Source organism: Acinetobacter sp. IK40 (genome assembly GCF_035615075.1).
Classification (GTDB): Bacteria; Pseudomonadota; Gammaproteobacteria; order Pseudomonadales; family Moraxellaceae; genus Acinetobacter; species Acinetobacter courvalinii.
In genome coordinates this window covers 313,274-327,451 of record NZ_JANBOE010000003.1, presented here as the reverse complement: position 1 = coordinate 327,451, position 14,178 = coordinate 313,274, and the positions used below count along the sequence as shown (strand labels likewise).

Below are 14,178 nucleotides of genomic sequence, written 5' to 3'. Positions count from 1 at the left end.
AAGATTTTTAACCTACTGCTAAATCGGCTCGTGTCGAAAAACGGTAACCTGTGCCACGAACCGTTTGCACAAAGCGGTCAACACCAAAAGGCTCTAGCACTTTGCGTAAACGACGGATATGCACGTCAATGGTACGGTCTTCGATATAGACATTGCCACCCCACACCTGATCAAGCAGCTGCGCACGTGTATAGGCACGTTCCGGATGGGTCATAAAGAAGGCCAGTAAACGATATTCGGTTGGACCCATGTCTAAAATACTGTTGCCAAAGCTAACACGCTGACTAACCGGATCGAGTAATAAGCCATTGGCATCAATCACTTTTTCTCCGCTTAGTGCATTGGCACGACGTAATACCGCCTTGATACGGGAAACCAGTTCACGTGTCGAGAAGGGTTTGGTCATGTAATCATCTGCACCGGCATCCAGACCTTGAACTTTATGGTCTTCTTCGCCACGTGCAGTGAGCATGATCACAGGAATTTCAGACAGGTTCTCATCGCGTTTCAGGCGACGGCATAAGTCTACACCACTCACACCCCCTGGTAACATCCAGTCCAGCAAGATAAGTGCAGGACGCTGATCAACGATAATCTGATGCGCCTGTTTGGCATCCTCGGCTTGTAAACATTGGAAGCCTGCCATATCCAAAGAGGTATGGATCATTTCGCGGATCGGTAACTCATCATCGACAATTAAAATATAGTCATCTTTCACAGCGCAATACCCTTAAAATCTGTAACGGTTTAACCGTTTTGTTGTTATGACAGGCTTATTACAAAGATTAATTATGACAATATCATTGCAAAAGAGGGAATAAAGTCGAATTTAGCAATAAATTGTGACAATTGTGGGGCAGAGTCATGACCATATGATGACAACTTGCCTGATCATAAAGCAAATAAATTCATTGGGTTAATCAATCTGTCATGCGATGGCTATGACTGTCACAAAACTGTAAAACGATTTTAATTTTTTTGTGAGGTTGTTTCGATAAAGGACAAGAACACAGCACAACAGGCAGAAAGCACATCCTGAAGCGGCTGTTTAAAGCCCTCCGAAACCCAGCGAATAATAATATGGGTCACATAACCATTCAGGCCAGTTGCCATTAACGACACTTCTTCGGTGCTTTGCGGTGCATTGGGCATGGTAATCATCACAAAGCCCTGAATAATACGGTCGAACTGGGTCAGGGTTTCCTGAATGGTAGCCTGATTATGCAGGTCCTGCACCAGCATGGCATCGATATAAATAATCCGTGCCATACGAGGATCATCCTTAATCGCATTTAATAAGGCGGATAAACCGGCATTAACCATATTTTTAGGTTCAGGGGCTGCCATCAGAACCGCCTGAGTGAGGCAGGTCTGCATTTTTTCGATCATTTTCAGGAACACGGTCTGGAACAGATCTTCACTTTTCTTAAAGGATTCATAAAAGTAGCGTTCAGTCAGCTTGGCCTCATTACAGACATCCTTGACCGTGACCGAAAAGAAGCCATGGGTACCATAGGTGGCAATACCCGCTTCAATCAGTTTGTCACGACGTGCCTGCTTGCGCTCAGTTAACGAGAGACCTTTGAATTGACGCTCTTTGGTTGCTGCCTTTTTTTTCTTGTCTGTCGCTTGCTCTGGAGTTGTCATTGAAAAACCGTTCCCTAAAATGTCGCTAAATCGGATATCACGTACTTTTTTACATTGCTGTCATTTGCTGCCGATCTAGCATAACCAAATTTTGAAAATATGCCTTGTCTCTTTTACACATCTTCGGTCAAGAATGTAAATAGGCCTATTATGACATGTTAGGTGTCGGTTATTGCCATTTGTCATAAAGCTTGACTGTACTATATTGACAACCTGTATTGTCAAAATTATATTGGTTACAGGTTAAACAGCACATGACAACGCATGATTGGGGCGAATATTGTGCATATCATTCGCAACACAAAGGATAGGCAATGAAAAATTTTAAAAATAAAGTCGCAGCGATCACCGGTGCTGGTTCTGGGATTGGACAACAGCTGGCGATCTTGTTAGCGAAACAGGGCTGTCATTTATCGTTAAGTGATATCAATGAAAAAGGTTTGGCTCAAACCGTTGAATTGGTGAAGCCATACCCTGTAACAGTCACCACAAAAGTACTTGATGTCTCAAACCGTGATGCGGTAAAACAATGGGCGCAAGAGACGGTACAGGATCATGGTTCGGTCAATATGATCTTCAATAACGCAGGTGTCGCACTTGGCTCAACGGTCGAAGGCGCAAGCTATGAAGATTTGGAGTGGATCGTTGGCATCAACTTCTGGGGCGTGGTGTACGGCACCAAAGAATTCCTGCCATTTATCAAACAAACCAAAGATGGTCATATCATCAATATTTCAAGTATCTTTGGCCTAACCTCGCAGCCAACTCAGTCTGCCTATAACGCCACCAAATTTGCAGTGCGTGGTTTTACTGAATCGTTACGTCAGGAGCTGGATATTGAGAAGAGCGGTGTCAGCTCACTCTGCGTGCATCCGGGCGGTATTCGCACCAATATTGCCAAAGCAGCAAAAATGAATGACAGCTTGAAGAGTCTGGGTATGGACCCGAGCAAATCGATCAAGCAATTTGACAAGTTCCTGCGTACCCCACCAGAAGAAGCAGCACGTCAAATTCTGAATGCCGTACAGAAGGACAAACGCCGTCTGTTAATTGGTACTGATGCGCGTATTGTGGATTCATTCCAGCGCTTATTCCCGACGGGATATCAACGTATTGCAGCCCTTGCAACCAAAATGATGTAAGTCATTACTGCATAAAAAAGCCATTCTTTGTGAATGGCTTTTTTCTTTGTTTTAAATCAGGACTTTGATTTTTGATTTCTTCCAGAAGAATTGATAATAAAAGCCTTGGAAAATACATAAGCTGACGAAAGACAGCGCATAGGCAATCCAGATACCCGTTAAGCCCCACAATGAACTAAACCAATAGGCACACGGTACTTCGATCAGGAGAATGGTAAAAATATTGATCAGCATAGGAACATTGACCGTACCACTGGCACGCATGATCGAGGCAAAAATCGCACTGGCACCAAAGAATAAAATTGACCACAACACAATAAACAGCAGTTGCTGTCCCAGTACAATCACGCTGTGATCGGTAATAAACAACGCCATTAAATATTTAGAGAATAAGTAGCCCAGAATAATCAAGGTCCCCGTAAACAGGAAATTCATGCCCAAAGCCGTTCGGGTCACTTTGGCCAATAAATCAGGTTGACCTGCACCAATCGCTTGAGCCGCAAAAATCGAAGCGGCAATTGAAATCGACAAGGCTGGAAACTGGATATAGTTCAGTACCTGATTCACGGCACCATAAGCTGCGGTGGCATGTGCGCCATAATGATTAATCAGGCCGATAATTACCAGACCAGCTAAAGAGGTCGTCACCATCTGGATGCCGGTTGGAATCCCGAGTTTCAGAATTAATTTACTCAGCTCGGCATCATGGCGAATATGTTGCAATAATTGACGATCAATCTTTAAGGGATGATTTTTATGGTTCAGATAAACCGTTAAAAAAATCAGTACAAAGGCATAGCCCAGAATGGTGGCAATCGCGGGTGCGACGATACCTAATGCAGGGAAACCAAAATAACCCTTCAGCAAAACCGGGGTGACTGCCAGACCGATCAGACTGGTCAGACTTAAGGCAATTAGGGGAGTGACGCTATCGCCGACACCACGCAGAATCGAGGTATAAATAATATAAACAAACAACAGCGGACTACCGACCAGCATCCATTGCACATAAGGCAAGGACAGATGCATCACCTTGGGATCGGTGCCCAATAATTCCAGAATGTGCTTGGCAAATATCAGACCGAGTACGGCAATAATGCTCCCGCCAATCAAGGTCATAAACAGGGTCGAACCAATCACACAGCGGACTTTTTCAAGGTTTTGTGCGCCCCAGGCCTGTCCCACCAGTACAGTAGTTCCCGCTGAAATACCGATCACGAAAGCCAGCAGAAAAAACAGGATCGGGAAGAACACGGAAACAGCGGCAATGGCATCTACGCCCATCATTTGACCGACAAAGATGGTATTAATCGTACCCGACAGGTTTTGTAAAATATTGGTGGCAATCAAAGGCACCAGAAACAGAAAAAATGTTTTCCAGAGATTGGGTTGCATCACCAGCGGTTGACGTGGAGTCATTCAGTTTCCTTCACCCTTCAGCCTGAAGCGTATCTATTTTTTCCAACATAGCATCATAAGTGATGCTGGGAACTTTATCGTTCGGTTTATTTTTTGTTGATCAACACTGCAGGAGGATTTCACCGGCACGTTGTAGGGTCTGATGGGTCTTGGCAAAGCAGAAGCGGATCAGGCGCAGTGATTCTGGTGCTTTTCGATAAAATACTGAAATGGGAATCGCCACGATTTTATGTTGCTCGGCTAGGAACTGACACATCTCGACATCATTTAAGTCTGGACGAATATTGCTGTAATCCAGATTCTGGAAATAAGTGCCTTGAGACGGGGTAAATTGAAAACGTGAGTGTTGAAGCTGGGTATTAAACAGATCGCGTTTTGCCTGGTAAAAATGAGGGAGCTCTTGAATATGCTCAGGTTGCTGTTGCATGTAATCGGCCAGCGCCAATTGACACGGCATATTCCCACAGAAATTGGCAAACTGATAAATCTGGCGAAACAGTCGCATCAGCTGCGGCGAAGCCACGCAATAACCGGTTTTCCAGCCAGTGACATGGTAGGTTTTACCAAAAGAGCCAATCACAAAACTGCGATCGCGTAATTCAGGAAATTGCAGTGCGCTAAAGTGTTTTTGTCCATCAAAGACCAGATGTTCATAGACTTCATCTGAAAGCACTACAATATTTTTATCTTGAATCAGTTCAATCAGTTGTCGCCAGTCTTGTACTGACCAGATTGCGCCGGTTGGGTTATGCGGTGTATTGACAATAATCATGCGGGTTTTGGCATTGATACTGTCTTTGACTTTTTGCCAGTCCACCTGAAAAGATGGCGCTTCCAGATTGATATGAATGGATTTTCCACCAGCCAGTTGAACTGCAGGCGCGTAGCTGTCATAGCTTGGATCGAAAATAATCACTTCATCTTCTGCATGGATGCAGGCTTGAATGGCACAAAAGATGGCAATGGTTGCGCCTGACGTGATGGTGATTTCAGTGGCAGGATCAAGTTGCAATTGATTGCGTTGTAAACATTGTGTGGCGAGCTGTTCGCGCAGGGCCAATACCCCATCCCCTGCGGGATATTGGTTATAGCCTGAGAGTGTGGCTTGGTTCAGCGCATCTAGCAGGGCAGCTGGAGCCGGGAAATCAGGGAAGCCTTGGGACAGATTCAGGGCATTGAGTCTGTGTGCGAGTTCAGTCATGATGCTAAAAATGGTCACGCCTTGGCTTGGGAGTTTTGACTGAAGTTGCAACATGATTGAAATTACCTAATTAAATTTTAATGAATTATTTATTGTGGCGGTGTCTTGCCGAGTACCCACCTAATTTCAGGATAAGCCTTCAGCTGGAGTTACTTTGGTTTTGCCCAAAGTAACCAAAAGCATTGTCATTCGCAAAACCTGTTCACTTCTTGCATTGTTTCGATTACCTCGCAGAAACAACATTGAATTGAAACCACGCAGGTTGCGAATGACTTATCCTGCGTATCTTATTTAGAACAGGGAACAGGTTTTTTATTTGATATCACAAAACATTTTCCACAATAGCACGAATTACACCAAGCGCTAAACCAATAAAGGCACCGACAATCACGCCGTTAACGCGGATCATATGCAAATCACCGCCAACCTCGCTTTCGATTTTGGCAATCATTTCCCGTGAATCCCATTCATGGATACGTTCACTGATATAACGAATGATCTTGTCGCTATATTGCTCACTGAAATTGGTCGCCAAGCCCACCATTTTTTCATTCAATACCTGACGTACTTTTTCATTCTGGATCAGGCTTTCACCCAGTTGCTGAATCGCCGCCTGTAAGTTGGTGGCAATACCTGAATCTGGCTGCATTAAATCGGTCTTGATCGCATCACATAGTATCGCAACTGCACCACTGATAAAGTTCAGCACTTGTGGGCTATCCAGCAAGGCATCTTTGCCACGATTTAAACGCTGGCTGGCTTCACTGTCGGGTTCTGCCAGCTGCAGCATCAGATTATGTGTGGTGGTTTCAATATCCTGACGCCATGGATGATCAGGATTGGCCAGCATCGACTCAACTTTTTCTATCAGCGAGTCAATGGTACGTTGCTGGACGTCAATCCCGATCCAGCTGGCACCTTTGGCCAGTTTCCAGACCCCGAGTTCCTGAAACAGTTTACGTGATAAATCGCGTGCTTCTTCAGGATGAGACACCATCCATTCATGTGCCAGATCCAGTCCGCGTTGTAACACATCCTGATGGAAATCATTTTCCAGCACTGCCCGCAGCATTTCACTGGCCAGCTTATTGACCTTGGTGCTTCTGACCCATTGCACACTGTTATTCTGGACAAAATGCGCAATTTGATCCTGACTGACAAATTCAAAGATTCTTGGCACGGTGTGCTGAATCATCTGCACCACCTGCTGGTTATTCTTTGGACTGGCCAACCATTGCCCTACCGCCAGACTGATATCGGCATTTTGTAAACTGCGTTCGACAATCTGTGGTGACAGGAAGTTTTCCTGCACAAAACGTCCCATCGACTCGGCGATACGTGCCTTATTCCGTGGAATAATTTCAGTGTGATCACGTAATAACTTGGGTAAAGGCATTCTGCCAAAGGGATTGCGGAACAGTACCGTGACCGCATACCAGTCGGCTAAGCCACCCACCACGCCTGCTTCTGCACCAAGCATGAAAATATGGATGAGCCATTTATATTCAGGGAGAAAATGCGCCGCGACCATTAAAGCAATCCATGACACCACGGCAATAATCAGGGCCATGGTGGCAAAGTATTTACTTCTTTGCAGGCTAGGTACGTGGATTTCTTCGACTGAACTCATTGAGCCATCCTTTTAATTACTTTTTATTTTGAGGTGGTGCAGGCGGCTGCAACACGTCTCCTGTTGGACTCAAACCGTATTTTGGCCCCAAAGATTGCAAAATCAGTTGTGCATCAAAGGCATCTGGTGCTTGCTGCTGAGTCTTGAAACACTCAATAGTATACGACACTTGGATTGGATCAATATTGACCACTTGTGGGGTATCGTAGAAGGGATCCGGCCAAAAGGCGGGATGACGACGATAGTAACCATAAGGATAATACGACGGTGTCGGATAAATCACGGCCTGACGTGGCGCTTTATGCCGGGCATTACTCGGGTCATCCACTACAGTAAAGTAGCGGAAACCATTTTTAACCGTGGTCTGCGCAGCCTTGAGTAAGGTAATTTCCTCTGCTGTACCATAACTCAAATTATTATCCGCCTGAAAACCGACACGGTAGGTTTTGTTATTTAACGGATAAGCGGTGAACTGGCCCAACTGGTCAAAGGTTCGGGGCTTGGCAGGGACGGTTGCACAGCCTGCAAATGTCAATGTGAGCAGAAGCGGTGTGCACATTAATAACGATTTCATATGCAATTCCTAATATCAATGGTCGAGGGAGATCGACCTAGAAGCTACTATTGGGCTGGGTTAAAAACTCTGTTTCCTCTGGGGTAGAGTCTCGCCCTAAAATTTTATTGCGATGGGGATAACGACCAAAACGATCAATAATCACTTTATGCTTTTTCTCAAAGTTTAAATTAATTTCATTGCCGAGGCGCTGGAATAATTTGAGGGCAAATTCATGGATGCGTTTGGATTCGCTATGCATAAAGGGCATATATAAAAATGAGCGCTGATCAGGCCTGAGTTGCGCATCGAGTTGTAAACTAATCGCTTCTTGTGCCAAAGCCAAGGCCAGGCTGTCGTAAGCAAAGGCCTGTGCCTGATCGCGGTATAAGTTACGGGAGAACTGGTCAAGCACGATAATTTCGGCCAGACGGCCTTCGGGCGTTTGCCGCCATGACCACAGTTCCGCCTGTGCGGCCTGTTGATGAATCTCTTGAAACGACTCGCGAATTTTTGCATCAAAATCATCGCTTTTGGCAAACCAGAGGGAACGGTGGTCAGGGTCAAACCAAAAATTCAGAATGTCTTGCGCTTGCATGGGCGAGTCTCCTCTAGAAGATTTATTTTTCAATAAAATCACAATTTGAGCGTGTCTTATGTAACAAGATTGTGATAAAAATTGCCAGACTAAACAGGGATTTCTGTCGCAAGCATTTTTCAAATGTTCACAGAGCCTAGATGACTAGATCACAATTGTCGTTATAATTGGCTGAGTCGAAGGGATTGGCATTGTCATGATGCCTGTATGGTCGACGAAGTCGCTACCTTTGATGTGGTCGGCTGATCTTGAATAAGCGAGCCTATAATATGAATCAACCCAGCACACTTACTTCCTCTGTGATACCTACTTGGGTAGATGCATCGCTACTAAAAGGGATGTTACGCGGGATTGAGCGTGAAAGTTTAAGGATGCAAAGTAATGGATTTTTATCACAAAAAAATCATCCACAAGCTTTGGGTTCAGCACTGACACATCCACATATCACCACCGATTATTCAGAAGCCTTAATGGAGTTTATTACGACGCCGCAAACCACCATTGCTGCAGCTTTAAACGAATTAAGCGATATCCATAGTGTGGTACATCAGCAACTGGAAGCCGGTGAACGACTGTGGCCGTTATCCATGCCGTGTATGCTAGATGATAACGAAGAAAATATTAAACTGGCGCAATATGGCTCTTCCAATATTGGCCGTTTTAAAACACTTTACCGCCGTGGACTGGGAGTCCGTTATGGTCGCCGTATGCAGACCATTTCCGGCGTGCATTATAATTTATCTTTCCCTGACTCGTTATTTATTGCCTTACAGCAACATGAGCAAAATCCACAATTAAAACAGCTTAGCCTGCAAGATTATCGTAGCCATCGCTATTTTGGCCTGATCCGGAATTTTATCCGATTAATTCCTCTGGTCATGTATATGTTAGGCGCAAGTCCCTCCGTATGCCGCTGTTTCCTGACAGGACGTCAGCATCATTTACAGCCTTTGGTGAAAGGAACTTTATATTTACCGGAAGCGACCGCCTTGCGGATGGGACGTCTGGGGTATCAGAACTCGGCACAGAAAGAACTGGGCATTCACTACAATGACCTGCATGATTATCTGGATGGCTTGCAGAAAGCGGTGCATACCCCTTACCCAGCATTTACTGATTTAGGCCTGAATGATGAACAGGGTGAGCCAATTCAGATCAATGATCATGTGCTTCAGATCGAAAATGAATATTATAGTCTGGTTCGCCCAAAACAGGTGCCTCAAGCCGGTGAAACCCCTTCGCAGGCATTGAAAAACCGTGGTGTCGGTTATGTCGAATTGCGTGCAGTGGATGTGAATCCGTATAGCCCGATTGGTATTGATGAAGTTTCGGCCGGTTTTCTGGAGAGTTTGGCACTTTATTGCTTATTGAATGAGAGCCCAGATTTGTTTGCGGAAGAGCAGGAACAGATTGACCGGAATCAACTGGAAGTCGTGAATCGTGGCCGTGCAGCAGATGCACAGATCGAAGAAGGCGCCAGCTCGGTTGCATTAAAAGACTGGGCACAACGTCATTTAAATGCTATTCAAGGCTGCGCAGCCTTATTAGATCAAATGGATGCAACCCGGTTGTATCAGGATGCGATCCAGATCATGCAGCAACGTTTAGATGATGTTGAAGACACCCTTTCTGCGCATGTGATTGCAGATACCTTGCAACATGGTGGTACCTGGAACTTTGGCAGTGTGATGGCACAGCACCATGTCGATCATTATGACCAGCATCCACTTAGCGAAGAAACCAAACAGTACTTTGCGCAGCTGGCAGAAACGTCATTGCAAAAACAGGCGCAACTTGAACAAGATAACGACATGAGTTTTGAACAATATCTTGCACAATACCGCTAGCCTGTTGATTGATCAGCAGGTCAACAGACCCTAATATTTTTAGAGGATTTCCCATGCGTTGGAATTACCGCTTAGTGAGTGCGTTGTTGGTACTGACGAGCATTATTGGTATCTCATTTGCGTTGTATTTAGAACATGTGCAGGGTCTGGACCCTTGTCCGCTTTGCATTTTCCAGCGCCTTGGTTTGATCGGTATGGGGCTAGTTGCGCTGGTGGCCTTTATCCATAATCCTGTTTCAAGCGGATTCAAACGTTTTTATGCTTTTCTGGCGACCTTATCGATTGGCTGGTCGGTTGGTGTAGCGGCACGTCATGTCTGGCTGCAAAGCTTGCCACCGGATCAAGTGCCAAGCTGTGGCCCAGGTCTGGATTATCTAGTAGATGCATTACCGATGAAAACCGTGTTGCAGGAAGTATTGTCCGGTTCGGGTGAATGTGCGGTGGTGGATTGGACCTTCCTCGGTCAATCATTACCGGTGTGGTCTTTGCTTTATTTCAGTTTGATTTTATTCATCTGCCTATGGCAGCTGTTTAGAAACTACAACAGCACAGCAAAATAATAACGACCTTGTTGATTGATTGGCTAAAACCTGAAATGTGGCAACATATTTCGGGTTTTGTTTTCTGTATTTCTCAATAGTTTGTGCCATTTTGTTGGCCAAAAGATTTTTTTGTGGACAGATAGGTCTGTTTTTTGTAAAGTTCAGCCGATTCCCCTGTACGATCTGATTATAAAAAATGCTTTTTAATATATTTAATGTATTAGAAAAAATAGGGCTAAATGCACAGAAACGTGCCATTCACGTACAATTTTCTAATCATCTACTGAATAATCAAGTTTTTTTACAACGCATACAAGGCCAGCATCAAATCAATGTCGGGCTGGAAGCCGAATTGATTTGTCTGTCGACCAATGCCCAGATTCCTTTAAAACAATTTATAGGGGTTCAGGTCGCCGTGGATCAGGTCACCGATTCAGGACAGCTGTTCCGAACCACAGGAATGGTAACGGAAGCCAGTTACGGGCAAAGTGATGGCGCACTAACCCTGTATAAGCTGACACTAAAAGATGCGACCAGTTTATGGCATAAACGCCGTAACAGCCGTGTTTTTATGAATAAAACTGTTGTCGAAATTACTGAAGTTTTATTCAAGGAATGGCAGCAAAGAAGCGCACTTTTTGCGGCAAGTCTGAGCCTTGATCTGAATGGTTTAAGTCAGAATTATGATATTCGGCCATTTGTGATGGGGCATAATGAATCTGATTATGCCTTTCTCACGCGCTTATGGCGCAGTGAAGGCATTAGCTGGCTGATCGATGAAGCCGAGCTGTTTGTCCCGCATTCAAGTACGCCGCTCAAAGCGCAAAAGCTCAGATTAATGGATGACAATAGCGAGTATCAGGCTTTGCCTCGACGAAGTATTCGTTATCACCGTAGCAGCGCCACAGAATTCCAGGATAGCATTACCGGCTTTGTGGCGGTTCGAAGCTTGCAACCGACGGCGGTACACCTGCAACGCTGGCAACCTGATGCCTTGGCTCAAGAAGAAGGCGCAGGTTCAGTGGTCACTACTCATAACCATTCTGAAAGCTTTGATTCCGCCAGTTTGAGTCTGGAGCAGGCGTGGCATATCAGCCCGGCCTGGATGCAGGACTTAAAGGGTGAAGACCAAGCCACGGCTTCAGGTGGTAGTCAGTTAGAAAAACTGAATCAGCAACTCAATGATATGTATGCCAGTCAGGCCAAATATTTTAAGGCGTATAGTAGTGTGCGCGATAGCCAAGTCGGTTATTGGTTTAATCTCAGGGAACATCCTGAAATTGATCAACACGAAGGGGCTGATCAGGAGTTCCTGATTATTGCCAAGCATTTTTATAATCAAAATAATTTACCCAAAGATCTGCAGCAACAGGTCAGTCAACTACTTAGCCAGAGTCGTTGGGATCAACATGGCTATGATGAGGCAGAGCGTCAGGGCAATGAACTGACCTTGATTCGCCGTCAGATCAAAATCATTCCTGAATATGATCCGGAGTTGCATCGTCCGGTTGCCTATCCGCAGCGTGCCAAAGTGGTCGGGCCTGAAGGAGAAACCATTTATGTGGATGAGTGGGGACGGATCAAGGTTCGTTTTCTGTTTACCCGCAGTGAGGATCATGGCCATGATGGTGGAGCAGGTAGTAATGACAATGACACCGACTCCGCATGGGTAGATGTGCTCACACCTTGGGCGGGGGAAGGCTATGGAGCACGCTTCTTGCCGCGTATTGGTGAGGTGGTGGTCATCGACTTTTTTGATGGCAACATTGACCGTCCTTTTGTGACTGGACGTATCCATGAAGCACAACGCTCCCCGACCAAGTTTGACGTTAAGGGACAACTGCCTGACACCAAAAAGCTCAGTGGGATCCGCAGTCAGGAAGTCAATGGCAGTGGCTTTAACCAGTTGCGCTTTGATGATACCACCGGGCAAATCAGCACCCAGCTACAAAGTAGCCATGCAGCATCACAGCTGAATCTGGGTAATTTAAGCCATCCCAAATCACAAGAAACCAGTGATGGTCGTGGGGAAGGCTTCGAACTCAGAACAGATGCCTGGGGTGCGGTGCGGGCAGGTAAAGGCATGCTGATTAGTACCTATGCCCAGGAACAGGCGGTCGCCGATCATCTGGAGGCTGCTCAAGCACAATCCTTGCTGTCGCAGGGCTATGACAGCATGAAAATGCTCAGCGAAGTGGCTGCAAAGCAACAGACTGATGCGCTGAATGTGATTAACCGTTTACCGAAGTTTATTCAGTCATTGGAGCTTAAAACTACGGGACAAGCACTGGATAGCACCTTAAATCTATTTAAACAAGGAATGAGTCAAGACCCGATTCATGCCTTAAAGGATTGCGGTGGTTTTATTGAAGATATTGGTGCACTCGGGGGCGATGCCAAAGGCGCAGTGGAAGAGTTTAATAGCTTCTTTAGTGATGCCAAAGATGCGGTTGAAAATCTAAAACAGTTTATCGAAAACGTCGAAGAGCATGGTGCTGATCTTGTGAAAGGCAAGCTTGCCAGTATTAAAGACCAGATAGAGCAGAATCCGTTCGAGAGTATTAAAGAAGTTGGTAAAGTCTTGGCCAATGTCGATATTAAAGATTTTGAGCTGATGAGTACCTGTGGGACTTTTAGTAAAGGGAGCAAGTTAGATATTACACCTTCTAAGGCATTGAGTTCATTACAGGGTTTTATGGAGGGCTATACCCAAGGTCTGGAAAGCAGTTCCGATGCCAAGCAGCAAGAACAAGGCAAGATTTTCAGACAGGCGCTGATGTTGTTGGCATCCCCGAATGGGATTGCATTAACGACACCTGAAAATATTATTTTGCAGGCTTCTCAGGATATTGCCGAGAGTGCCAGTGGTTCAATTAACCTGAGTGCCCAAAAGAATATTATCGGACATGCACAGGACAAGATCAGTCTGTTTGCCGCACAAAAGGGCTTTAGAGCTTATGCAGCAAAAGGCAAGTTGGAGTTGCAGGCGCAAGATGATGCGATTGAGGCGATTGCGAGGAAGGTGATTAAGCTTATTTCTACTGAGGAAAAGATTGAGATCACCAGTCCGAAAGAGATTGTCCTGACAGCGGGTGGTTCTCAGCTGAAGATCAATGCCAACGGGATATTTTCAACCACAGGCGGTAAGTTTGAGAGTAAGGCTGGGCAGCATCTGTTTACGAGTGGCGCAACCGTAAATGCTGAACTGCCAAAAATGCCAGAAAGTGGAATCTTTAGCCGTCGATTCGATTTTAGCGAGTTGGTTAATGCTGATTTATTGAAAGATGGATTTAAATATAAAGTTATTAATCACGCTAAGAAAACAGAATACATCGGTTTTCTTGATCAGTTTGCAAGGACGGCGCGGATCTTTAGTGATAATCCTGACAGCGTCGAAATTCTTTTACTTGGTAAGAATGATGACAGTTCAGATAAGCTACAACTGGTTGAAGAAGTGATCACGGAAGGGCAAGGGCATGGTTCAGATGAGGCCTGTTGTGGTGGTGATGATGATCATAACCATGAGCACGATAGTGATGATCATAATGAAGATGCAGATTTAAAAGCAGATTTTGAAAGTTTTGGACTTAAGGATTAAT

At 45.2% G+C, this 14,178-nt stretch carries 11 protein-coding genes; 4 read left to right on the top strand and 7 right to left on the bottom strand.

Translation table 11 applies throughout. The features are described from left to right. Positions 1-7: 7 nt before the first annotated feature. Together phoB and MSG93_RS07865 are read right to left on the bottom strand one after the other, a co-directional pair. Positions 8-718: a phosphate regulon transcriptional regulator PhoB gene (gene phoB / locus MSG93_RS07870; protein WP_004776327.1), complete on the bottom strand. Its 711-nt coding sequence runs from the start codon at positions 716-718 to the stop codon at positions 8-10. Positions 719-969: 251 nt separating this feature from the next. Continuing rightward, positions 970-1,647, bottom strand: coding sequence for a TetR/AcrR family transcriptional regulator (locus MSG93_RS07865; protein WP_324621276.1), 678 nt, complete (start codon positions 1,645-1,647; stop codon positions 970-972). A gap of 314 nt (positions 1,648-1,961) precedes the next feature. Between MSG93_RS07865 and MSG93_RS07860 the strand changes: the two genes are divergently transcribed. Beyond that, complete coding sequence (locus MSG93_RS07860) at positions 1,962-2,789, top strand: SDR family NAD(P)-dependent oxidoreductase (RefSeq protein ID WP_005282314.1); 828 nt, start codon at positions 1,962-1,964, stop codon at positions 2,787-2,789. Between the two features lie 51 nt (positions 2,790-2,840). Here MSG93_RS07860 and MSG93_RS07855 read toward each other — a convergent pair whose 3' ends face one another. The 5 genes from MSG93_RS07855 to MSG93_RS07835 form a co-directional block, all read right to left on the bottom strand. Then, positions 2,841-4,208 (bottom strand): MATE family efflux transporter, encoded by a 1,368-nt coding sequence (locus tag MSG93_RS07855; protein WP_324621274.1) that lies wholly within the window; start codon positions 4,206-4,208, stop codon positions 2,841-2,843. Positions 4,209-4,308: 100 nt separating this feature from the next. Further along, positions 4,309-5,463 carry a methionine aminotransferase gene (locus MSG93_RS07850; RefSeq protein ID WP_324621273.1) on the bottom strand — a complete coding sequence of 385 codons (1,155 nt, stop codon included), beginning with the start codon at positions 5,461-5,463 and terminating at the stop codon, positions 4,309-4,311. Between the two features lie 268 nt (positions 5,464-5,731). After that, positions 5,732-7,039, bottom strand: a complete 1,308-nt coding sequence (locus MSG93_RS07845; protein WP_005282321.1) for a DUF445 domain-containing protein — start codon at positions 7,037-7,039, stop codon at positions 5,732-5,734. A gap of 16 nt (positions 7,040-7,055) precedes the next feature. After that, a complete protein-coding gene (locus tag MSG93_RS07840; RefSeq protein WP_324621272.1) occupies positions 7,056-7,613 on the bottom strand; it encodes a CC0125/CC1285 family lipoprotein in 558 nt (185 codons plus the stop codon). A 37-nt stretch (positions 7,614-7,650) separates the two neighbouring features. Continuing rightward, positions 7,651-8,190, bottom strand: coding sequence for a DUF924 family protein (locus MSG93_RS07835; protein WP_324621271.1), 540 nt, complete (start codon positions 8,188-8,190; stop codon positions 7,651-7,653). 269 nt (positions 8,191-8,459) lie between these two features. Between MSG93_RS07835 and gshA the strand changes: the two genes are divergently transcribed. The 3 genes from gshA to MSG93_RS07820 all read left to right on the top strand — a co-directional run bounded on the left by gshA (position 8,460) and on the right by MSG93_RS07820 (position 14,177). Then, positions 8,460-10,037 carry a glutamate--cysteine ligase gene (gene gshA / locus MSG93_RS07830; RefSeq protein ID WP_324621270.1) on the top strand — a complete coding sequence of 526 codons (1,578 nt, stop codon included), beginning with the start codon at positions 8,460-8,462 and terminating at the stop codon, positions 10,035-10,037. A 53-nt stretch (positions 10,038-10,090) separates the two neighbouring features. Further along, positions 10,091-10,597: a disulfide bond formation protein B gene (locus MSG93_RS07825; protein WP_324621269.1), complete on the top strand. Its 507-nt coding sequence runs from the start codon at positions 10,091-10,093 to the stop codon at positions 10,595-10,597. Positions 10,598-10,775: 178 nt separating this feature from the next. Further along, positions 10,776-14,177, top strand: a complete 3,402-nt coding sequence (locus MSG93_RS07820) for a type VI secretion system Vgr family protein (protein ID WP_324621267.1) — start codon at positions 10,776-10,778, stop codon at positions 14,175-14,177. Position 14,178: the final 1 nt, after the last annotated feature.